Here is a 22,772-nt window from a genome sequence, read left to right as displayed (position 1 = left end):
TCCCAAAGCAAATTACAGCAAGATTTGGAAAGTCCATTTGAACCTATGGTGGTATCCTTTCTTTAACAGTAAAGAATATTACTTTTGCGAATTGGAGGTGTATTAAAAGGCAAAAGGGATCAACAATCTGAATCAATGGGCTGTTTTTTGATTGGTACGTATATGTGATAAGCGGAATCAAGATGGTGAATATCCTCAAAAGCTTGAATAAGCTCGATATCGGAATTCTCCGATTCCTGTTTTGAAATTTTCAAGAACCTAGCAAAGTCAGTAATAAGAACATTTCCTATGTCGAGTAGATCGCCAAAATATTTGAACCTGGCACAAAAGATTTGCGGAACATCCACAGTAAAGTAATAGGGTTTGTCGATTTGGATATCATATGGAACTCCAAACAAAACCTTGAATCGAGTTGAGTTCGGTTGACAGTTTGAATAGACGACATAGCAGGAGCCATTGATATCTTTATCTATATGGTTTAAAAGCATTTTGGAATGAGAGCGAATTTTCGCCTTGTAATCTTCAGTTGCCAAATCAACTTCAAATGCAATCCCGCATAATCGAACAGCTTCGAATTCTTTAAGAGTAAAATCGGAAACAATATCACCATTGATGTTTTTTATCGGTCTCTTAACCACTGATGGAACTGGTGCTAGAGGGAGTGTTTCATTTTTATCCCTAATCATGCTTGGGGCAATACCGTATTGCCGTTTAAATGCGCGGGTGAAGGACGATGGAGTGCCAAAGTTAAGTTGATAGGCAATATCGGTCAAGGATAGGTTTTCGTCTTGAACTAATTTTAGGGATGCATTTAATCTTCTGGATAGTATGTATTGGTTTAAAGAACAATTCATCATTGCAGAAAAAAGTCTATGAAAATAGTATTTTGAAAGGTTGAATCTACTTGCAACAGAATCCAATGTCAGCGATTCCTCTAAATGATCATCAATATAGAGCAATGCCTTTTCAATGACTTCATAATGTTCCATCTTATCACCTTATACCAAGTATTTTCTATAAATTTCCTATAGTTTAACATATGCAGGCTGGAAAGTTTTAATTATTTTGAAGGAGGTTCACACATGAACATCAATCACACAAAAGAGGAAGAGTGGAAAGTTACGGGAACCGGAGTTATCCGTTGGTTAGGCGTATTTGCAATAATGGCTGGGATTCTATACATCCTTATTCAGTTCATCCATCCAGCAGACAACCTATCATCAGTCAACTCAAGCAAATGGGTAATGGTTGCGTGCTTGACCATGGTTATGTCCCTCTTCAGCCTGATGGGGATTACCGGAATATATGCGAAACAAGTGAAAGAAAGCGGTTGGCTTGGTCTAATTGGATTTGCCATCTTTAGTCTGTTTTGGTTAACTTCAATGATTTTCAGTTTCAATGAAGCATTTGTTTTGCCGTTAATCACAAATGATGCTCCTAAATTTGTCGAGGGTATAGTAGGGATCTTTGGTGGAAACAAAAGTGAGGTGAATCTGGGGATTTTCACAGTATTGGCTCCGGTGGCCGGGGTGCTCTATATGCTTGGCGGTCTCTTGCTTGGCGTTTCAACATTTCGTGCAAGAGTGTTGCCACGTTCGGCAGGTGCATTGCTTTCCTTTGGTGCAGTAGTGACGCTCGCGGCTGCAATCATTCCACACCCGTTTGATCGAATACTTGCGGTACCAATGGGAGTAGCATTAATTTGGCTAGGATATATGGTTTGGTCGGACACCGGAAAAATCTCGAAAAGAGCCTCATAACGACATTAGTGGGTTGAGTTTAATGCCGTGCAAAGAAGGTTGACGCATTTCTTTCTCTGATTAGAAATGCGCTTTTTTATACAGGGATCATTTGTGAAATAAATCAATAGAAAGAAGTACTGCACTAAGTTTATAGGCAAAAGAGGAAAGGTTAGATGAAAGAAGGAATCTTCTTTTCTTTAGAGAATAATTTTATAGAAAAAGAGAACTGGGAGATGGAGACTTGAATCAATTGTTTACTATAGATTGCGGAGACATTTTACTGCGGGAGTATAGAGTGGAGGATGCAAATGCGATTTATGAAATTACCTCCCAACCGGAAGTTTATGAATATCTGCCTGATTTTAAATCGACAAGAGAGCAGCGACTTGACTGGGTAACAAATTACGAAATACCATTGAACCAGAAATTTTTAACTGCGGTGCCCAATATAGAGGAACAAACTTACCTGAGGTTAGGAATCGTATTAAAGGAAACAGGTGAATTTATTGGGTTTTGCAATACAGGCATCAAAGAAGAACTACCAGCCCCCAATAGAGAAATTGCTTATGCCATCTCAAAACATTACAGAAATAAAGGGTACACAACAAAGGCGGCCAAGGGGTTGATCAAGTATTTATTCGAGAATACAAATGTCGAACTTTTAAATGCGGTTGCGCTAAAGCGAAATCTAGGTTCGAATAGAGTCATTCAAAAATGCGGTTTCAGGTTTTTAGGTGAGGTGGAAATTGAAGATGAAGCACATTATCACTACACTCTTCATAAGAATGAGTGGCAAAGAATAGAGTGATAAGGTGATGGATAAATGGCTACCTTTCTTTTTTGAACACACTTGAATGCTTACTTCTATTCCTGATTCTGTGGCAACTATCCAAATGGAGAATGCAAAACAATCTATTGGTGATTTAATTAATCAAGCTTCTAGGAACGGTTTCCTAAAAATATCAGTAATACAGTTGTTTGGTCCAAGGACGTAAGTAAAAGGACGATCAAATCATCAGTATATGATGCTAGGAAAGGGTGCATTTCTTTATTTAGGAAGTGTACCTATTTTATTTTTTATGAGTAGCAACACTTTGGAAAAATAAAACAAGTTAACCCGCATTAGGCTAACTTGTTTCGTATATATAAGTTCGATAAGTGCTAATCATTCTGTTTTTGGAAAGTACTTGGCATAACGACTAGATCAACTGTACCTCGAGCACAAAGTGTCTCCTCGGCATAAACCTCGGTAGCAACCTTCCATCGTTTCGGATGAATTTCTTCTACTGTCCCGACTGCTTTTAAGGTAACATGTTGGGGCGTTGGTTTCAGGAATTCTACATTGAGGCTTGCCGTTACGAAGCGGGGCGGCACTGACCCATCACCAATTTCGTTTCCATTTTTCCGGTGCAATGCAAGTGAAGCAGACCCGGTTCCATGGCAATCGATTAAAGAGGCAATGGCGCCGCCATACAAAAATCCTGGAATCCCCATGTATTTTGAATGGGGTTCAAAGAACGTCACAGTCTGTTCTCCTTGCCAACCAGTTCGAATGTGATGACCATCTTTATTCAATCTGCCGCATCCATAACACCAAGCAAAGTCATCTGGATAAATATCCTGAATAGCCTTTTCCACTACGTATTCGTCCATCTTTCTTCCTCCTCACAATTCTATTCTATAGATATATATTATATTTTCTAAGCTAGTATTCTCACATTAGTGATTTAATTTAATATACCATTTTCTTCTAACTGAATGGATGCCGACTCTACTTTTCAATTGGAAGAACCCTTATTCGCTTGTGATTGGTTATGAAGAAAATAATAAATCTAATACAACTTGAACAATTAAGAGTAAAAAGATGATCGGCAGTAAAACCTGAAGCCATTTTCCTTTTAAATAAGGGACGATTTTCAATCCGATATGCGAACCAATGATTGAGCCAGCTGTTACTGGAATGGCAATGCCCCAATCCACAATTCCATAGAAGAAATAAAATAAAAACGCGCTCATGCAGCTTCCAAACATCATAAATCGAGTCATCTCGGCAGCATTTACATAACTGAATTGTTTTTTCAAAAAGTATGTAATGTTCAAAAGCGCGGAACCTGGCCCAAATCCACCATCATAGATCCCGATAAAAAATGGGGCCAACAAGGTGGAGCGTTGTTCTTTGACGGGTTGTTCTTGGTCTTGCTGTTCACTAACCAAACCCGTTTTATTGCTTTTTAGAACAACAATAAACATGGCGATTAGCACAATACAGGCAACGGCATTCATTGTCAGTTCCGATAATCGTGTTGCGAGAAATGCGCCACTTATTCCACCAAGGCTGGCGAAGAACATAAGTGGAAGCATTCTTTTAAGTTGCACTTTCTTTTTTAATACAAGTACAAGGACTGTCGTAAATGAAGATACACCAGTTGCAAATTTATTCACTGCAACCGTGGCATGAATCGGGATACCTACTAATAACAATGACGGGAGTAATACGAAGCCTGCCGCACCAAACATAACACCAATAATTGCGGCAAGCACGCCAATCCCGAATAATACAAGACCATTGATTGATAGCCACTCCAACAGCAAGTTTGCCAAACGTATCCCCCCTACACCTAAAGTACTGCTATACTATTCATAAAACAAATATATATTTTTAGGTGATTCATAAATTCTAGTTATGAATGGGTGAAGAAATGAATTTACATACTTTACGTATTTTTACGAATGTTGCAAAGCTGGGGAGTATTACAGAAGCGGCAAACTTGCTGCATATTAGTCAGCCAGCCGTCACAGCTCAGATTCGAAAACTGGAACGGGAGATTGGGGTTAAATTGATTACAGGCAAGGGAAGAGGGATAGAGCTTACATCTGAAGGTGAATTTCTTTATGAGCAAGGATTACGCTTGTTTCAACTAGAAGAACAGATTGATGAAAAGTTTAAGACATTTTTGGAGAAGAAGGAGAAGGTCAAGATTGCTTCATCGTATATTTCAACGAATTATATTTTACCGCCGATAATCGCTGGTTATAAACTTGAACATCCAGATGTAGATGTGTACGTATCGTTGGGAAATGTGCAGTCGGTTGAGCGCCGTGTCCTAAATTATGAAGTCGATTTTGGTTTTGTTGTACAGAGCAAGATTGGTCATGAAGATTTGCACTTTGAGAAGATAGCAGATCTCCCATTTTGGTTTGTTGTGCATCCAACACATCCCTTAGCGAATAAAGAGGTTTCGATTTTTGAGTTGTGTGAGCATGATTTTATCTATAGGGAAAAAGGCAGCTCAACGCTTGATTTGCTGGAAGCAATTTTCTATACCCATAATTGCCCATTGCCGAAATTTGGATTGCAAATAGAAGGTGTACTCGAATCGATCAAGGTTGTTGAGGCAGGTTATGGGATGGCACTCGCGCCAGCCTGCAGTGTAAAGGAAACATTAGCACAAGGAAGGCTTGCTCGAGTTTTCGTGAAGCAGGCAGAAATCAATCAAAGTCTGTTTATATGTACAAGGAAAGCCGATGAAAATGAGCATCCTTTTATCTACTATTTGAAAAGCAAATTAATCGAGTCATAAGCTTAACGCTGTATGGTTTCGGGAATGGAATACCATTCGACAATCTCCCGCAAAGGAGCATCGTTTTTACTATCATGAATGAATTTTATAAGAATTTTTTATCTGCCCAAGGATTTTAATCAAATTGAAAATTGCCAAGCCAATTATATTTCATGCTATTGTACAATACACATATGACTAAGAAATAAATTTTGCAAATAAACTATCTCATTATAGAGGGTAAATATAAATGATAACGATGAAAAAAATAAAAAGCATACTATTTTTCATACTTGGGATTATCTTTCTGGGCCTTGGGATTATAGGGACGGTGATTCCTCTTTTGCCAGGAGGGCCATTTTACTTGCTCGCTGCGTTTTGCTTTGCCAAAAGTTCCAAACGCATTGAAGCCTGGTTTAAAAGTACCCCTATATATGAAAAATATGTGGAAGCCTTTCTTCAAAAAAGGGGTATGACGAAAAGAGAGAAAATTCGAATCAACCTAATTGCGGATTTCTTTATCGTCCTCTCAATTATTTATGTGGATATTCTTTTTATTAAAATTCTCTTAGCCTTATTAGCATTCTACAAGCATTATTATTTTATTAAAAAGATTAAAACAATAAAGGTTCGTAATTGAAAACTTCCTGGCAGTCTTTAAAGAAAGGAGGGAGCACATGGCGATGCAAATAAAGGAAATCCTTTCAAAGAAAATTCTCACCGAAGCAAAAGGCTATCTGGATGTAGGTTTTACCCATTCCCTAAACCCTTATAGTGGTTGTGCGTTTGCTTGTCGCTATTGTTATGTAAGAGAAATGCCGATCCAGAGATTCAAGGAAATTCCTTGGGGAGAATGGCTGGATATAAAACTAAATGCAGCAGAAAATTACCGCAATGAGATGATAAAACTTCGGAAGAAAAATAAGCCTGTGGTTATTTTTATGTCTTCTGCTACCGATCCTTATCAGCCAATCGAACGTAAAGCGAAAATTGTACGCGGGATATTAGAAGAAATGCTGGAGAACCCGCCTGATTATCTTCAAATACAAACTCGAAGTCCACTGATTACAAGAGACATCGATTTGTTAACAAAGTTAAAAGAAAAATGTAAAGTTCTCGTGTCGATGACCATTGAAACAGACCGGGAAGATATCAAGCGGATTTTTGCTCCCTATGCACCTGGAATCAAGTTAAGGTTAAAAGCGCTAAAGGAAGTTCATGATACAGGCATAACTACACAGGCTTCAATTTCGCCTGTTTTACCATTTACGCCGGATTTCCCTAATGTACTTAACGGAATAGTGGATCATATTTGGATAGACACGTTGACGATCGGGGACGGGTCAAATGGCAAGCGTTCTGAAAGATTAGGAATGCCTACCGTTTTTGAGGAAAATGACCTGTCGAAGTGGTATCGAAAGAATATCCATGCAGCAGTGGAAAAGTATTTTAAAAAGTATTATCCAAGTGAAATGGTACGTGTCTCTAAAGAGGAAGCCTTCCCAAGATAATCTGGAATTTTGTAAGAGAACATTCTATAAATAGGACGCGATTCGGTACTGCAGCAGAATGTCGCGTCCTTTCTTTCGGTTAACAAGCTCTTACTTATACAATAAAATAAGTTAAAATGGAGAGGAAAATCGATGTAATCCCCATCGCGATTAAAGGTTTTAATGCTTTTGTGCGCAAATCTCGAAGATTCACATTCAACCCAAGCCCGACCATCGCTGCCGTTAGTAACCAGGTTGTTAAACTGGAAATGCCATCTAGAATTTCACCTGATACTGGAATAATTGATCCTATAACAAAACTACCCACCAGGCTCATCAAGATGAATCCAATTAAAAACCAGGGGAATTCAATCTTCGCATCAGCGTTTTCTTCCCCAGTCGCCTTCTTCTTCATGATGTACATGAAAAGGAAACAAAGTGGGACAAGTAAAAACACCCGACCTAATTTTGCAAGTAAACCCATAGCGAGAGCTTCCTGGCCACCTGGTGCCGCGGCCAACGCAACATGGGCAATTTCGTGCAAGCTTGTTCCGGTCCAAATGCCATACTCTTCGTCTGATAATGGCAGGAAGGGCCGTAAAATTGTATAAGTTATGGCAAAAACCGTACCAACTAATGCAATAATACCAACGCTTAAAGCTGTATCTTCATCTTTTGACCTCACGATTGGTGCAACAGCAGCAATTGCGGCAGCGCCACAAACTCCTGTCCCTACGCCAAGAAGCAGCGATATATTTTTATCCGCTTTCAATAATTTAGCCAGCCATACTGTAACGATGATAGCAAAGACTAAGACTCCGATATCTCGAGCAAGCAAGCCTAGGCCATCCTGTAAGACTGTACCTATATTAAGCTTGAGTCCATACAAAATAATCGCAAATCGCAGCAGTTTTTTTGAGGAAAAGGCTATGCCTGAACGGAGAATTTCAGGGTAACCAAAGAATTGCCGATACAAGACGGCTATCACAATGGCGGATGCCAGCTGACCAACATGATCAAATCCAGGAGTTTTTGCCAACAAAAAGCCTAAAAGAGCAATAAAAAAAGTAAAGCCAATGCCGCCGATCCATTTCATATAAGATGAGGATTTCTTTTGATGTTGAGTAAATTCCTCATTTTCCTGAGTGAATTCCGTGCTCATCTTATCACCACCTTTATTTCAGACTAATCCTTCTATAGCTATAAGGAAAATTATTATTTGTTATACTTATTATAAGTAAATTAATATAGTAAAAAATGGTCGATAAGGGGGAGAGAGGGAATGGACCAACAATTACGTGTTTTTGTTACGGTAGCAGAGATGGAAAACTTCTCGCGTGCAGCAGAAAAATTACATATGACGCAACCTGCAGTAAGCCAATACATCCAAACATTTGAGCGTACAATGGGAACAAAATTACTGGAGCGCAGCAATAAATATGTGCGCTTAAATAAAGCGGGAGAAATTGTCTATCACCACGCCAAGGAGATATTAGGTATCTATACAAAAATGAATTATTTAATAGATGATTTAACCAATAAAACGAGTGGATCGATTTCAATTGGTGCCAGTTACTCCTATGGGGAATATGTTTTGCCGCATGTGATTAAAAAAATGCATGAGCAATATCCCTTGATTATTCCGACCGTAACAATCGGCAATACGAAAGAAATTGCAAAATTAGTTCGAAAACATCAATTGGATGTAGGAATCATAGAAGGGGAAATCGAAGATAATCATCTATTAATTGAACCTTTTGCAGAGGATGCCATGTATGTTGTAGCTTCACCAAAACATAGATTGTCTAAAAGGAACGGTGATATGAACTTGGCAGAACTCGCAGAGGAAACGTGGATTGTAAGGGAAAACGGGTCAGGCACTAGGGAAATAACCGAAAAAATGTTTGGTTCGTATGGGCTTGTTCCGAAAAAAACTCTGGAGTTTGGAAGCACGCAATTAATTAAAGAGTCAGTCGAAGCAGGCCTTGGGATAAGTCTGCTTTCCTGGTGGGCAATTCGCAAAGAGTGTACAATAGGCACAATGAAAATTATAGATGTTAAACAATTGCCCATGAAAAGGGAATTTTCGGTTGCCTTGCGATCCCCATTCAAAACGAAAGCATTAAACGTATTTTTGGAATTAGTAAAAGAAGACAAGGTAGATCATGAATTATAAACGGTTCTAGCTTGTTAAGAAATAGAAAGCAAAAATAGAAGCCCAGCTAAATTCATAGGCGAAAGTAACTGGGTTTCTAGATTTTAATTAGCTATACATCAATGATGATGATGGTGTCCGGATGCTTCAGCTTTCGCTTTACATAAAATCGTGTTGTCATGCGGATGGGCAGACGTTTCTAATTGAATCGTCATATGGTGGATATTCTGGTGTGCAAGATCATGTTCGATTTTATGGAGCAATTTTTCACTATCGGTAATCGACATTTCACCACTCACAACGGCATGGCAGGAGAGGGCATTTAACCCACTTGTAATCGACCAGACATGCAAGTCATGGACACTTTGTATCCCTTTTGTATTTTTGATTGTTTGGATGACATTGTCCATTTCTATATTTTGAGGCGTTCCTTCCATCAGTACATGAAGTCCCGACTTCGTAATATAGTAGCCGCTGCGTAAGACAAGGGCGGCAACAATGGCGCTTGCAAGTGGATCTGCCCAGCCCCAACCGAAGACAATGATAAGCAGTGCGGCGATTATGGCACCAATCGAACCCAGCATATCGCTGATCACATGCATGTAGGCACCGCGCATATTTAAGTTCTCTTCTACGTCTCCACCACGCATCATAATCCAGGCAACAACAATATTTACAACCAGGCCAATGGAAGAAATGATCAACATCCCTGCAGAAGCGACTTCAGGTGGATTTTGAAAACGCTGAATGGCTTCATAGAAAATGTAAAGCGCAATTAAGATAAGGGTTACCCCGTTAAGAACAGCGGCCAGTATTTCAAATCGTTTATATCCATAGGTTTTACGATAGTTAGCGGCTTTTTCTCCAAGTGTTAAAGCAAGTAATGCAATTCCAAGTGATACAGCATCACTCAGCATATGTCCTGCATCGGACAGCAACGCAAGACTGTTGGTCATAAATCCGCCAACTGCTTCAATAATCATATAGGCTGTAATGAAAATAAAGCTTATCTTCAATGTCTTTTTATTTGCACCATGTGTATGGTCATGTCCATGATCGTGTCCCATCTTAACATCCCCTTATATTAATGATGTGTCGCATGTTCAATAGCCTGCTTCAATAAATTCATGATGTGTTCATCGTCTTCAGAATAAAATAAAGTGGTTCCGGCTCTTCTATATTTAACTAATCTTAAATTCTTCAAGAATCGTAATTGGTGGGAGACACTCGATTGGCTTAAATTTAGGGTCTCGGCAATTTCATTAACGGAATGTTCGCCCGTACATAATAAGTTCAAAATTCGTATTCTGGTTGGGTCGCTTAATGCCTTGAATGTTTGAGAAACGACAAACAACGTCTCTTCATCCAAATGCTGCGTCTCTTCATTGAATGTCACTTTAAATTTTTGTTCTTCACTCAATATGTTCACTCCTTTAGTTTCTATATATGAGCATATGTTCATATATAGAATATGCTAGTTCTCCACAAAATGTCAATTTGAAAATTCTATTTATTTCAGAAATGACCTGTTCTCAATTCGAAAGGTAAAAACTTATGGATTACCTAAAGATAAATATCCACTAATTAAGAAGAAGGGGGTTATTGAATATGTATGCACTCATCCATACTTCGAACAGTCGTAAAGTATCGTTCATTAAGACGATAATTAATGGAGCCCAAAAGTTTTATTGATCCGATTAATGGGAAACTTCTGGGCTCTTTTGTTAATATGTAATCTCTATTTTATTCTTTTTATGAATATCTTCTGTTCCGGCTTCCAATGCAGTCTCGTAATAGAAACACTTGTGCTCAATAAGTTCCAATGTTTTTTTTAGTTCTTCCATTTGTGCCTCTACCGTAGCCTTTCTTTCTATAAACATGTTGTATCTCTGTTGCAAAGTGGAATCTCCGTCTGAACACCAATCAATGAAGTTCTTAATCTCCTTGATCGGCATACCTGTTGATTTCAAGCATTCAATAATTCTTAAAGCATCGATATCGGTTTCTTTAAACATTCGGATTCCGCTGGATGTTCGTTCTATAAATGGCATAAGACCTTCTTTATCGTAATAACGTAATGTGTACACGGTAAGATTCAGTATTTTAGCAACCTCGCTGATAGAATATGTCTTCATTTTTTATCTCCTTTACTAAGCAAATAGAGCTCGAGTTAACTCTATTATAGCGAAGAATTCTATCAGGTTATTTTCTAAGTATCAAAGTGGCACCAAAAATGAAATTAATGCATTGACCTCGAGTTAACTCTAAGTATTAACATTAATAGATAAGAGGAAAAAGTAGGGTAGACAGGAATGAACAAGTATAAAAAACTTCTTCTTTTATACCTGTCCTACTGCACTCTTGTGAAGAATACTATTATTGGAGGTTTTTTTATGATAACTGCTAAAGCACGGGCTGTGGATGGTCCTGATAAACCATTTCGACCAGCTGAGATTCAACGGCGCGATCTGGACTCGCATGATGTACTGATAGAAATTCAATATGCTGGGATCTGTCACTCTGATATTCATACTGCTCACGGAGAATGGGGACCAGTAAATTATCCTCTTGTTCCCGGACATGAGATTGCCGGAGTTGTGACAGCTGTAGGACCTCTTGTTACAAAATATAAAATAGGAGATCGTGTAGGGGTTGGGTGCATGGTGGATTCCTGCGGAGATTGTGAGCATTGTCGTAATGGAGAAGAGCAATACTGCCACAATGGAAAAACTGACACTTACGCAGCTGTCGACAAATACGGAGAGCCTACTCAAGGCGGCTATTCTACCCATATTGTCGTAACAGAAAATTTCGTACTCAGAATTCCGGATAACATGGAGCTTGATGCTGCAGCACCACTACTTTGTGCAGGTATAACAACTTATTCACCATTGAATCATTGGAATGCAGGTCCCGGTAAAAAAGTTGCGGTCGTAGGAATGGGTGGTCTTGGTCATATGGCTGTTCAAATTGCACATGCGATGGGAGCCGAAGTGACGGTATTGTCGCAAACATTGAAGAAAAAAGAGGATGGTCTGGAATTAGGCGCGGATGATTATTATGCTACAAGTGATCTTGAAACCTTCGAGAAACTTGCCGGACGTTTTGACCTTATTATCAACACAGTAAGTGCAAAGATTAACCTGGATGCATATCTAGGACTTCTTGCTGTTGATGGCACTCTGGTAAACGTTGGTGCTCCTGCAGAACCAGTCTCACTAAGTGTGATCAATCTAATCGGTCACCGTCGTTCATATGCTGGTTCCATGATAGGAGGTATTCGTGAGACACAGGAAATGTTGGACTTCTGTGCAAAACATAGCATAACGCCAAAAATCGAGGTAATTTCAGCCGACCAAATTGACGAAGCCTATGAACGAGTATTAGCTTCAGATGTAAAGTACCGATTCGTAATTGACACAAGCACAATGTGAGATCGATAATTAATAGTTTTTCATAGTAACTTGTAGGATGTCCCTAAAAGCATTGCTTTGGGACATCTTTTTTAAAAAGGATAAATAAAAGCAATCTTTATGCAACAGATTCCGAGCCCCGAAAATTATCAACTTATTTCCTCATATGTTAGGTCATCCAGCACTTAGCCTACTACCACAAACAAATAATCTATACATATTTACAATGAAAGAAGGCGTCGAAAGAATTTTCTATTATAAACAATATACTTCTATCTAATGTAAATTATTTGTCTAAAATCCATTGACGTTCAATATTCTGAAAATATACACTATTTATACAGCGAAAGGATTGCACAAGAATTTCGTAAAAGGGGTGGCTGGATTGAAATTACCTACTGTTCAATTTACAAAGGAGCAAGAACTATTCAGACAAGAGGTTCGGACATTCTTGCAAGAAGAGCTGCAAAAGGGGTCTTTTCAAACAAAATGTGATTCCTGGTTAAGTGGAAGCGATCCGGGATTTTCCAAATTGATTGCTGAGCAGGGCTGGATTGGGTTGACTTGGCCAAAAGAATATGGCGGCGCTGAACGAAGTTCGATTGACCGATATATTTTAACGGAGGAATTTTTGGCCATTGGAGCACCGGTTGCAGCGCACTGGTTCGCCGATCGTCAGACAGGGCCTTTGCTAATGAGGTTTGGGACGGAGGTTCAAAAGAATTTCTTCTTACCCAAAATCATAAAAGGGGAATGCTTCTTTGCCATTGGGTTAAGTGAACCTAATAGTGGTTCGGATCTTGCCTCGGTTCGAACGAAAGCTGAAAAAGTGGAAGGTGGCTGGATTGTTAATGGTGCAAAGACATGGACGAGCAACGCCCAAGATGCACATTATATGGTAACACTCGTTCGCACCGAACCCTTAAAGGAAAAGAAACACCAAGGCTTGAGTCAATTAATTATCAACCTGGAATCTGAGGGTGTAACCATTACGCCCATTCATTATCTAACAGGCGAACATCATTTTAATGATGTATTTTTTGATAACGTGTTTGTCCCGGACGAGATGGTCGTTGGCACATTAGGAAACGGGTGGACACAAGGGCTTGCTGAATTGGCATTTGAACGTAGTGGGCCAGAGCGTATTTTAAGTACTTTCCCATTGCTGAATGAAGCAATGGAGGAGCTTAAACGGCAGCAAAATATTGAAGGTTTAGCGCAAGCCTCCAAACTTGTAGCAGAATTATGGAGTTTGCGAAATCTATCAATAGGTGTTGCCAAAGTACTGGAAGAAGGTGGAGAAGTAAGTGTGCCAGCAGCCTTGGTAAAAAGTGTGGGTACGAAATTTGAACAGAAAATTCCTGAAGTTGTTCGATTGTTGCTGGATGTGTATCCACACCTTAAAGCGGATCGTGCACTAGATCGTTTCCTGGCAGAATCCACACTTCATGCACCGGGCTTTACAATTCGCGGGGGAACATCCGAGGTGCTATATGGCATTATCGCGAAGGGAGTGTTGGCAGGATGAGTGAAATGAAGGATATGATTGTCGATGTCGTAGAAAGAATGTTCAAGGAAAAGGTGGAAAAAGAAACGGTCGATTTGTTGGAAGCGGGAAAGTGGGGAGAAGATGTTTGGCAGCTCCTACTGGAAAATGAAATTGAAAAAGTTGCCATAAAAGAAGAACAAGGTGGTGCAGGTGGGGACTATGAGGACCTCTTTCACTTGTATCGGTTAGTTGGGAAATATGCCGTACCGATTCCGTTTATCGAACATACACTGGCCAACCTTATTTTAGAAAATAGTAATATTCAACCTCGTAGCGAGTTATCAACCATTCATATTGCCGCAAAGCCTTTAGATATTATGGAAGGGAAGGCTACCGGCAGCCTAAAGCATGTCCCTTGGGCGAGATACGCTGAAAAGCTCGTGACACTCGGAGCGGAGCAAGGGAAAGAGTCCTTAATTTTAATCGATTTAAAGGACGCAACAATAGAAAACCATACCAACTTAGCAGCAGAGCCAAGAGATCACATCAAATTCACCGATGCCAACATACTAGTAAGTTACCCCCTCACAGAACAGCAGCGTGAATTCTTTGCAAAATTACAGACCGTAGTTACAGTAAGCAAAATGGTGGGCGCAATCGATCGCGCATTTGAGTTAGCGGTGCAGTTCAGTAAAGAACGTGAACAATTTGGTCGTCCAATCCACCGATTCCAATTAGTACAGCAACATCTTGCCATTTTAGCTGGAGAGCAAGCACTTTCAGCTGCGGCACTGGAAAATATCATTGCACTACTCGTAGAAGGTGATGTAAATGATGAAGTAGCCTTTGCCAGGTTAAAACTTGATGATGCCAGCCGCATAGTGGCAACAAGTGCACACCAAGTCCATGCAGCAATCGGGGTCACGCATGAACACCGATTACATCACTATACACGCAGATTGTGGGCATGGCGGGACGAGGATTTCCATGAAAAGTATTGGAAAAAAGAATTGGCTAATAAGTGGATTCATTCAACAAACACCCTTTGGGAAGAGTTAACAAAGAAAAAACATGTTGAACATAGTTAAGGAGGAGTTGTATCAATGGCGGACTTACTATTTGAAGTGAATAACGGGATTGCAACAATTACATTAAATCGGCCGGAGAGTTTTAACGCCTTCAGCGAGGAAATGATTCAACTTTGGACTCAGGCATTGGAAGAAGTGCGGGATAATGATTCAATAAGAGTTGTTCTTGTAAAAGGCAATGGCAAATCGTTTTGTGCTGGCGGTGATGTCAAGGCGATGGTCGCAGGAAAAGGATTTTTTGAAAGTCAGGAGGATATCACATCAACTGGCCTTGCCAGAAAAAATTCTCTGTGGAAGAAAATTCAGCGTATTCCACTTCTTTTGGAGGAAATTGACAAGCCTGTCATTTGCCAAATGCACGGCTATGCAATGGGGGCAGGGCTGGATATGGGGTTAATGTGCGATATTCGGATTGCCGCTGCTTCTGCCAAATTCTCGGAAAGCTATATCAATGTCGGGATTGTACCGGGAGATGGAGGGGCTTATTTTTTACCGAAATTAGTGGGAATCGATCAAGCACTGGATTTGTTGTGGACTGCCCGTGTTTTATCGGCAGAGGAGGCAAAAGAAAAAGGATTGGTAACCTTTGTTGTAGAGGATGATGAGCTAGACTCCTTTGTTCAGGATTATGTCGAGAAACTAAGGAATGGTCCACAGGAGGTTATGCGTATTATTAAGCGTGCAGTTTATCAAAGTCAGACTATGAGTTTACGTTCTTCACTAGATTATATTTCATCTAAAATGGGGATTGTCACTGAACTGCCGGATTATAAAGAAGGTGTGTCGGCCTTGTTAGAAAAGCGCAAAGCAAAATTCAACTAACTGTGCCAGGGATTTATACTAAAAAGTTTACATCGACTAAAAAATTCGATTCTTTTAAACTGCTTGGGAGACAGGCAGTTTTTTATTATGATTTACTTTTTAGATTCACATATAGGTTTATTCAAGTATCCAAAGGGGTATCAAATATACTACTTTAGTATAGGAGGAAACAATATGTATCCATTAGGTAATGAAAACCTGGGAAGGTCTCATATAGTGATAGCCAACGATAAACAGGAGGCACTTGCAATCATCGGAAATTTAAAAGCGGATGGCATACAAAAGGGCGATATTCATGTAGTCGGAAAAGACTTAATTGAATTTGCCAATTTGAAATGGGATGCCGAAATCAATCTGCATCGCATCGGGAATACAGGAGATCGACTGAAATCGTTTTTAACGGGAGAAGATGCCGAAATAGAAGGCTTGAAGCATGCAAAGCTTCCTGAAGAAAATCTCCATCTCTATAAGAAAATTATAGATGGCGGCGGAGTGCTAATCTATACAGATGAATACTTGGACACGACAAAAATTGCAAATCAAATAGTAAGGGATCCTAATATCATAGACGATTCAAATACCTATGATGATGGTACAAGATTTTAATGAATAGAAATAGCACGAGAAGGCGTTCATCGTATAATCAAGATGAATGCTTTTTTTATTTTGCCGTAATGCCGGTCACTTCGCATAAGATTACAATTTATATACTTCCTGCCACTAACTAGTCAACCTCTTTCAATACGATATTGCTTTAAAAGGGTTAGAGCAGTTTGAAGCTGTTTTGTCAAGTAGGGAATTCTAAATAATGTTTATAAACTTTTCACCCGGGTACAAAAGTAATAACCTATTAAAAGGAGGAATTCAAGAATGTATTCAAACAATATGAACGGCAGCTACAACATTGAGGTAGCACATACTACTCAAGAAGCAATGGCGATTATTGACAGATTGAAGAATGATGGGATTCCAAAAGGCCAAATTAACATTGTAGGGAAAGATTTAGTGGAATTTACGAATTTAAAATGGGATGCAGACGTGGATGTACACAATGCTGGTAACTTTGGCGATAAATTTAAAGCATTCTTTACGGGAGAAGATGCCGTGATGGAAGGTTTACGAGATGCTGATTTACCGGAAAGTCAGCTGCTTCATTATAAGCAGGTAGTCGAAAATGGCGGTGTGCTGATTTATACCGATGAATATATAGACACGACGGTGGTAGAACGCGATTTAAATACAGGACTTGATTCATACTCAAATGAGCGTAATCCATTAATTTAAATCGACTGAACAAGAGCAGGACATGGCTCGATTACTTCCAGAACGTTAATGAAGGCGGAAGCGTTTATTAACAGTAGGGCGTTAATCCTAGAGGGGGTTAACGCCTCCTTTTCAATCCAACTGGTTTAGTGAACCTCGCCACGGGTAGTAGTTTAATAGACTATTAAAAGGAGGGATTCAGACTTGTATTCATCAAACTTTAATGATCCAGGCAATCATATTGAGGTGGCCCACACAAGAAATGAGGCAATGGAAATTATCGAACGATTGAAGACTAGTGGAACTCCAATGGGTCAAATTCATTTAGTAGGAAAAGATCTAGACGCGTTTGCCGAACTGAAGTGGGACGCTGATGTTGATCTGCATCGTACAGGAAATGCTGTAGACAAATTTAAATCACTCTTCACGGGTGATGATGCTGTTATGGAAGGTCTTAAAGGAATTGACATACCAGGTTCACAGCTTGAGTATTACAAACAGATTGTAGAAGATGGAGGCGTCCTTATCTATCTGAATGATGATATGGATGATGACTATATAGACACGACACCCGTAGATCGAGAGCTCAATGTAGACTATACGTATTTAGATCGTCGTCACTACTTTTAAATTTACAAAGAAATATAAATATATAGCTCTAAACGAGTGGCATGAATCCAAGATGGATTGATGCCTCTTTTTTTGAGGTTTTCTTATAAAGGAAATTGCATCTCAATAGCTGGCATACTACTCCTTAATTTCTCTTTAAAAGTGAAACTTATATAGTCACCACGCGTATATAAATAAGAATCACAAATGTGGCGACATGTCACCAAGTTTATGTGCTAGAAGGAGAAAAGATTTACTTTGAATCATTGACTGAAAAAGCTATTATTTTTAGTCTATTTTGTTACCATTGCGGATGCGTATTATTCAACTTTATTTATAGAATCCAAATTGCCTCCGCGTATCCAAACTCCCAATGTGGCAGTTGTAGAACCGGATATTTCGATGGTTTATATGCGGTAGCAAGGATTAACAAAAGGCCTCCAAATGGAGGCCTTTTAAACTCTAATTCGTAATTCCCAATCGTCTCGCTTCTCTAAGCCACTGCGGGAATTCATTAAATAAACGATTGTATAGCTCATCATCACCAATTTTATCCAAGTCGTCGAGGGCAAAGAAGTCTGCATTATCTACAACACGCCCAGTTAAATTGTCGAGCCTTTCGAGTACACCATACTTCGCATTGCCAATTCCGACAAACTGCCAAAAGATATTTTCTTTGGAGCTTTCGACTAATAGACTGGAAATTTTCTTCTCTTCATAAATCCCGCCATCACTAAAGAAAATGATATAGGTAGGGAGGTCTTTAGTGGGCTCTTCCACAGTAAATTTTTGAATGACATCTGCCATAACACGCGGTTCATTATTGCCAGCGCCAACTCCGCCAAAGAGACGGGGTTTTGGATAGATGCGTTTGACGTAATCCTCGTAATCACTTTCTCTTACACTCGGTGCTCGCATAAATTTATCGCCGAAAAACCACACATCCAACGCGCCATCGTCATCCATGCATGCAGCGATTGCCAAAACCTTTTCAAAAGCCCGCTGAACCGTCCCTTTACTATATAGCATGGACATTGAACCGGAAGCATCAATAACTACAGCCACTCGAGCCTTCTCTTTAGTTAATTTGTGTTTCTCAAGAGAAACCGCTACTTTTTTCTTCAACAAATCTATTTTCGTCATATTTACATTTGAAGGAGGGGCAGCGGGTGATTCGAGCTGTGCGGAAGGTATTTGTTCAGAAGTATTAGTCTCATCCTCTACGACAACCCCATGTGCTTCTGCAAGAGGCTTGAGGCCACCATTAAACCCTTGGCCAATTCCCCTGAATTTGAACCAATCCTTGTAACGGTAGATTTCAGCCAGAACAAGAGAAGTTTCCTCACTTAGTTGATGTATATTGAATAGGATTTCATCGGTTGCCGATTTTACAGTAATCTTTAAGTCTTGCACCTCTTTTAAAGTCCCTGGTCCATCAAGCGTTAGCGCGAATACGCACTTTTGGATATTGGATGGCTGGAGGGAAGGGAGGGATAGTGAAAATGTCTTGGTTGTTGGTGCCTTGTCATGGAGTGTAATCATGCGGGTTGGATCAGTCGGTTGATTGTAAAAAATCATATAGTCATCGGATGGCACATTTCCATCAGCCTGGACCAAAAAGCAACTTACATCCAAGTCAGCAGGGGAGGACCTCCACTCAATGACGATATCATGAGTAGAATCCTTGGCGATGGGCGTATTTCCCCCTTGTACTAAGGTAACTGTGTTTTTTGTCATCAAAACCCTCCTGGTCAATTTATATATACTAGTCTACTGAACTCTTGAAAGTTTTACAAAAAATTACTTAAGTGAATTTTAGCAGCGATTTATTTATCAACTCTAGCAAAACATTAACATAGTTCTCAACGAAAAAAGCCGTTTCAATTACTTATGAAACGACCTCTTTAAAATAAGTTATGGCGATGATTCCTCGGGTATGAGAATCTTGTACAAAAACAAGTCTCATGTTACTTTCACTAATTCGAACTAAACTTTCAATGCTTTAATAACTCCATCTAATTCATTCGTTAAAGCGTTAAGATGATTTTGAAGCATTAACCGCCTCTAAGCAGCGTACACAGAGTATCTTTGGTGAGACGATCATTCTGGAGAAACCTACACTTGAGGATATTGTGCTATATACACAGAAAGGAAAAGAGCGATATGTTAAATCTCATTCGTAAAGAAATTGTTTTGCAGAAAAGAACATTAATGATTGTCCTGCCGCTGTTATTTGTCTATTTATTCGTAGGCACATCTTCAACTGGGTCGGAGTTCTGTTTTGTATTGCGCTTATTAAGCAAAGTTTTTCAATGGATGAAAAATCTTATATCCAGCTTCTGTTGAATTCTTTACCGCATACCCGAAAGGAAATTGTTGGCTCGAAGTATCTGGGAGCTTTTGTTTTTACTTTCCTTATCCTATCGATTCTTTTTGTAGGCAATTTGGTTATCCACGGAGAAATAACACAGTGGAAACAATTGCTGTTTATCTTTTGCACTGTTGCGGTCTTTATTTCATTTGCCTTTCCATTTTCTTTTCAATTTAAAAACCAGTATTTAATGATTGGTATTGCTGTATTGTTTGTTCTGTATCTAATCATTATCAGCAAATTTATACCCAATTTAAATGATCGATTAAGAGAGGGAATCCAAACGGTCCTATCTTTTGATAACGCTCTGTTGTACCTAAGAGTTGTGCTATCTGTTGTTCTTCTCTACATTTTTTCATGGATGCTTTCCATTCGAATTTATAGTAGAAAGGTATTTTAATAAAAAATGAGAGTGTTTATCTTAACGTTTGATAGATGAGGGTAAAGGGTAACATTATAATAATTTGGTATTATATGGTATCCCGTCTGGTGGTTAGTTATCGGGCAGTGAAGAAACTTTAAACGGAGCAGCATTGAGCATTATGTTACTTTTTGGTATAATAATTTTTTTAAATATTAATTAATAAAGAATTTTTATTGTCCGAGGTGCTTTAAAGTGATACCTTTACAAGAATTGCATATGTATAAGAATTTTGACGAACTTGCTAGCGATGTGCTTGCCTTAGCCAAGGAAATCTTGCCTGACAAACTGATTTATATCAATTCTTTAAATGATAAACAACAAATTATACTCAAACTTTCGGATACCAATACAAGTATTCTCGTGACGGAAGGCATGGTTATTAACCTTAACGAAACCCTTTGTAATCGAATCGATTTTGAAAGAAACGAACCTCTCATCTATGAAGATATAAGTAGAGAAACTTGCTTGAATGGGTTGAAAAGAACGCTCGCGGACGTGAATATCAACGCTTATCTGGGAATCCCTATTTCTCTTTTTGACGGGGAGCGGTTTGGGACCCTATGTGTGGCTCATCATGAGGCCAGTCACTTTGACAAGAAGAGCGTAGAGATGCTCCAAAGAATAGCGCGAATGTTTTCTTATTATCTGGATTTGGAACGTCTCGCTTATAGGGATTCTTTAACGGGACTGTATAACAGGCAGTACCTTTATAAATACTTCGAAGACTTTTCTGTCACAGAAGGCGTATTATTCTTCCTTGATTTGGATGGTTTTAAGAAAGTAAATGATGTCTATGGCCACGAGACTGGGGATTTAGTATTGAAGGAAGTGTCTTTAAGGCTGCAGAAATTTGTAAAAGAACCTAATGATGATGCTTTTGCGGTAAGGCTGGGGGGGGACGAATTCATTATAAATCTTCCTCGGATCTCTTCGACGGAAGAAATTAGCCAAAGAGCCGAACAGCTAATTAACTATCTAAATACATGGGATACTGAATATCAATTATCTGCAAGCATTGGAATTGTACCATATTCTGCTAATGGCGGTGTCCAGTTGAACACCCTTCTTAAAAATGCAGACAACGCCTTGTATCGTGCAAAGGCAGCAGGGAAGAACAATTATAAAATTTTTAATGGGTATTGTTAATAGGTTGAGATATCGCCAATTTGTCTTGGACAAAACAATATTATTCAGTTTTCAGACGCATTCCTCTCATAAGGAAATGCGTCTATTTTCATTTTAAGGAAATAGCGAACGGCTTGTTCTCCTCTATAAAGGTAAGGATAAGGATGTGTACTTCCATATTGTTTCCATCTTGGTCACAATTGTATAGAATAAAGTAAAGCATTTAATTAGTATAATAAAAAGTAAATCCGTAAGAATGGAAGTGGTGTGCTTGAGGATCTTGGTCACTGGTTCAACGGGACAGCTTGGTACTGCCTTGTTAAGTCAATTAAGAGATTGCAATTATCAAGTGAAAATAACTTCGAGAAGAAAGCCTGAAAGTATGGAAGATTTCAATTGGGTTTATAGCGATTTACTGTCCGGAGAAGGCCTGGATGAAGCAGTAAAAGATGTAGATGTGATTATTCACGCTGCAACAAGTCCAACAAAAAAATCTGAAGCCATCGAGCTTACAGGTTTCGGGAATTTTCTAAGTAAAGCTCAGCACATCCAGCATTTTATTTATCCATCCATTGTAGGTATTGAGGATATCCCTTTCAAATACTATAGACTAAAGTACGAAGCGGAAAGATTGCTAAAGAATAGCAACATTCCCTATACCATTGCACGTGCTACTCAGTTTCATAGCTTTGTTGAAAACTTACTACTATCAAAACCACTTTTTAATAGATATGTTATCCCTGGAAAGGTCAAATTTCAAAGCGTGGACGTTGGTGAATATGCAGGATATCTAACAGATTTGGTCAATAAAGGCCCCCAAGGAAAAGCGGGAGATTTTTGTGGTCCGGAAATACTGACATTAAAAGAAATGGCGGAACTGAAAATAAAGATTAACAACGAAAAAAATAATGTATTAAGTATTCCTCTGGCTGGTAAACTCTACAGCTCTTTAATCGAAGGGAAAAATACAAACTCTATGGAAAAAATAGGGGAAATTACTTTTGAGGAATATTTGAGAAGTAAGTTGATTGATTAGTTAAGAATTCCTGAAAGTTAAATTAGATAAATTTACTTTAGTTAAAGTTAAGGGTAGAACTTCAAAATCTATGAGATTTTAATATATTTTCGACGATTGAGTGTGATTCGGATGAGGAATTGCGCTCTTTTTTGTATAGAGATATACGTCATATTATTATTCTAGTTTTAGATCTTGAAAATAAG

24 protein-coding genes are annotated in these 22,772 nt (G+C 39.0%); 16 read left to right on the top strand and 8 right to left on the bottom strand.

Annotation, left to right across the window (positions count from 1 at the left end):
* Window positions 1–119 precede the first annotated feature (119 nt).
* Entirely contained in the window at window positions 120–989 is an 870-nt protein-coding gene (locus QYB95_RS12905) for a helix-turn-helix domain-containing protein (RefSeq protein WP_301138737.1), read from the bottom strand.
* Between the two features lie 93 nt (window positions 990–1,082).
* On the opposite strand from QYB95_RS12905, the gene QYB95_RS12900 reads away from it, so the two are divergent.
* Together QYB95_RS12900 and QYB95_RS12895 are read left to right on the top strand one after the other, a co-directional pair.
* Complete coding sequence (locus QYB95_RS12900; protein ID WP_301138736.1) at window positions 1,083–1,760, top strand: hypothetical protein; 678 nt, start codon at window positions 1,083–1,085, stop codon at window positions 1,758–1,760.
* 208 nt (window positions 1,761–1,968) lie between these two features.
* On the top strand, window positions 1,969–2,550 hold the full coding sequence (locus tag QYB95_RS12895; protein ID WP_425609205.1) for a GNAT family N-acetyltransferase: 582 nt from the start codon (window positions 1,969–1,971) through the stop codon (window positions 2,548–2,550).
* Between the two features lie 353 nt (window positions 2,551–2,903).
* Here QYB95_RS12895 and QYB95_RS12890 read toward each other — a convergent pair whose 3' ends face one another.
* On the bottom strand, window positions 2,904–3,395 hold the full coding sequence (locus QYB95_RS12890; protein ID WP_301138734.1) for a PaaI family thioesterase: 492 nt from the start codon (window positions 3,393–3,395) through the stop codon (window positions 2,904–2,906).
* A 159-nt stretch (window positions 3,396–3,554) separates the two neighbouring features.
* On the bottom strand, window positions 3,555–4,343 hold the full coding sequence (locus QYB95_RS12885; protein ID WP_301138733.1) for a sulfite exporter TauE/SafE family protein: 789 nt from the start codon (window positions 4,341–4,343) through the stop codon (window positions 3,555–3,557).
* A 98-nt stretch (window positions 4,344–4,441) separates the two neighbouring features.
* Here QYB95_RS12885 and QYB95_RS12880 point away from each other — a divergent pair, with 98 nt between their 5' ends.
* The 3 genes from QYB95_RS12880 to QYB95_RS12870 all read left to right on the top strand — a co-directional run bounded on the left by QYB95_RS12880 (window position 4,442) and on the right by QYB95_RS12870 (window position 6,813).
* Window positions 4,442–5,323: a LysR family transcriptional regulator gene (locus QYB95_RS12880; protein ID WP_301138732.1), complete on the top strand. Its 882-nt coding sequence runs from the start codon at window positions 4,442–4,444 to the stop codon at window positions 5,321–5,323.
* A gap of 238 nt (window positions 5,324–5,561) precedes the next feature.
* Window positions 5,562–5,942, top strand: coding sequence for a YbaN family protein (locus tag QYB95_RS12875; RefSeq protein WP_301138731.1), 381 nt, complete (start codon window positions 5,562–5,564; stop codon window positions 5,940–5,942).
* A gap of 37 nt (window positions 5,943–5,979) precedes the next feature.
* The gene (locus tag QYB95_RS12870; RefSeq protein ID WP_301138730.1) at window positions 5,980–6,813 is read left to right on the top strand and encodes an SPL family radical SAM protein; all 834 of its coding nucleotides are present in this window, start codon (window positions 5,980–5,982) and stop codon (window positions 6,811–6,813) included.
* A gap of 94 nt (window positions 6,814–6,907) precedes the next feature.
* Here the strand turns inward: QYB95_RS12870 and QYB95_RS12865 are convergent, their stop codons facing one another.
* A complete protein-coding gene (locus tag QYB95_RS12865) occupies window positions 6,908–7,954 on the bottom strand; it encodes a YeiH family protein (RefSeq protein ID WP_425609204.1) in 1,047 nt (348 codons plus the stop codon).
* Window positions 7,955–8,074: 120 nt separating this feature from the next.
* Between QYB95_RS12865 and QYB95_RS12860 the strand changes: the two genes are divergently transcribed.
* A complete protein-coding gene (locus QYB95_RS12860; RefSeq protein ID WP_301138729.1) occupies window positions 8,075–8,968 on the top strand; it encodes a LysR family transcriptional regulator in 894 nt (297 codons plus the stop codon).
* 98 nt (window positions 8,969–9,066) lie between these two features.
* Here the strand turns inward: QYB95_RS12860 and QYB95_RS12855 are convergent, their stop codons facing one another.
* From QYB95_RS12855 to QYB95_RS12845, 3 genes are all read right to left on the bottom strand, one after another.
* On the bottom strand, window positions 9,067–10,014 hold the full coding sequence (locus QYB95_RS12855; protein ID WP_301138728.1) for a cation diffusion facilitator family transporter: 948 nt from the start codon (window positions 10,012–10,014) through the stop codon (window positions 9,067–9,069).
* 17 nt (window positions 10,015–10,031) lie between these two features.
* Window positions 10,032–10,367 carry an ArsR/SmtB family transcription factor gene (locus QYB95_RS12850; protein ID WP_301138727.1) on the bottom strand — a complete coding sequence of 112 codons (336 nt, stop codon included), beginning with the start codon at window positions 10,365–10,367 and terminating at the stop codon, window positions 10,032–10,034.
* 304 nt (window positions 10,368–10,671) lie between these two features.
* The gene (locus tag QYB95_RS12845; protein ID WP_301138726.1) at window positions 10,672–11,082 is read right to left on the bottom strand and encodes a MerR family transcriptional regulator; all 411 of its coding nucleotides are present in this window, start codon (window positions 11,080–11,082) and stop codon (window positions 10,672–10,674) included.
* A gap of 258 nt (window positions 11,083–11,340) precedes the next feature.
* On the opposite strand from QYB95_RS12845, the gene QYB95_RS12840 reads away from it, so the two are divergent.
* From QYB95_RS12840 to QYB95_RS12810, 7 genes are all read left to right on the top strand, one after another.
* The gene (locus QYB95_RS12840; protein WP_301138725.1) at window positions 11,341–12,381 is read left to right on the top strand and encodes an NAD(P)-dependent alcohol dehydrogenase; all 1,041 of its coding nucleotides are present in this window, start codon (window positions 11,341–11,343) and stop codon (window positions 12,379–12,381) included.
* Between the two features lie 364 nt (window positions 12,382–12,745).
* Complete coding sequence (locus tag QYB95_RS12835) at window positions 12,746–13,888, top strand: acyl-CoA dehydrogenase family protein (protein ID WP_301138724.1); 1,143 nt, start codon at window positions 12,746–12,748, stop codon at window positions 13,886–13,888.
* A complete protein-coding gene (locus tag QYB95_RS12830; RefSeq protein WP_301138723.1) occupies window positions 13,885–14,937 on the top strand; it encodes an acyl-CoA dehydrogenase family protein in 1,053 nt (350 codons plus the stop codon). Before QYB95_RS12835 ends, QYB95_RS12830 begins: the two co-directional genes overlap by 4 nt.
* 15 nt (window positions 14,938–14,952) lie before the next feature.
* Window positions 14,953–15,759 carry an enoyl-CoA hydratase/isomerase family protein gene (locus QYB95_RS12825; protein WP_301138722.1) on the top strand — a complete coding sequence of 269 codons (807 nt, stop codon included), beginning with the start codon at window positions 14,953–14,955 and terminating at the stop codon, window positions 15,757–15,759.
* A 174-nt stretch (window positions 15,760–15,933) separates the two neighbouring features.
* Window positions 15,934–16,365: a general stress protein gene (locus QYB95_RS12820; protein WP_301138721.1), complete on the top strand. Its 432-nt coding sequence runs from the start codon at window positions 15,934–15,936 to the stop codon at window positions 16,363–16,365.
* Between the two features lie 264 nt (window positions 16,366–16,629).
* Window positions 16,630–17,043, top strand: a complete 414-nt coding sequence (locus tag QYB95_RS12815; RefSeq protein WP_301138720.1) for a YflT domain-containing protein — start codon at window positions 16,630–16,632, stop codon at window positions 17,041–17,043.
* Between the two features lie 183 nt (window positions 17,044–17,226).
* On the top strand, window positions 17,227–17,652 hold the full coding sequence (locus QYB95_RS12810) for a general stress protein (RefSeq protein ID WP_301138719.1): 426 nt from the start codon (window positions 17,227–17,229) through the stop codon (window positions 17,650–17,652).
* A gap of 441 nt (window positions 17,653–18,093) precedes the next feature.
* Here QYB95_RS12810 and QYB95_RS12805 read toward each other — a convergent pair whose 3' ends face one another.
* Window positions 18,094–19,368, bottom strand: coding sequence for a vWA domain-containing protein (locus QYB95_RS12805; protein ID WP_301138718.1), 1,275 nt, complete (start codon window positions 19,366–19,368; stop codon window positions 18,094–18,096).
* 470 nt (window positions 19,369–19,838) lie between these two features.
* Between QYB95_RS12805 and QYB95_RS12800 the strand changes: the two genes are divergently transcribed.
* The 3 genes from QYB95_RS12800 to QYB95_RS12790 all read left to right on the top strand — a co-directional run bounded on the left by QYB95_RS12800 (window position 19,839) and on the right by QYB95_RS12790 (window position 22,587).
* Window positions 19,839–20,402: an ABC-2 transporter permease gene (locus tag QYB95_RS12800; RefSeq protein ID WP_345783722.1), complete on the top strand. Its 564-nt coding sequence runs from the start codon at window positions 19,839–19,841 to the stop codon at window positions 20,400–20,402.
* Between the two features lie 216 nt (window positions 20,403–20,618).
* On the top strand, window positions 20,619–21,572 hold the full coding sequence (locus QYB95_RS12795; protein WP_345783720.1) for a sensor domain-containing diguanylate cyclase: 954 nt from the start codon (window positions 20,619–20,621) through the stop codon (window positions 21,570–21,572).
* Window positions 21,573–21,822: 250 nt separating this feature from the next.
* Complete coding sequence (locus tag QYB95_RS12790) at window positions 21,823–22,587, top strand: SDR family oxidoreductase (protein WP_301138717.1); 765 nt, start codon at window positions 21,823–21,825, stop codon at window positions 22,585–22,587.
* Window positions 22,588–22,772: the final 185 nt, after the last annotated feature.

Source organism: Ureibacillus aquaedulcis (assembly GCF_030418165.1).
Taxonomy (GTDB): Bacteria; Bacillota; Bacilli; order Bacillales_A; family Planococcaceae; genus Ureibacillus; species Ureibacillus aquaedulcis.
The sequence above is the reverse complement of the archived record's forward strand: the minus strand, read 5'-3'. Positions and strand labels throughout refer to the sequence as shown.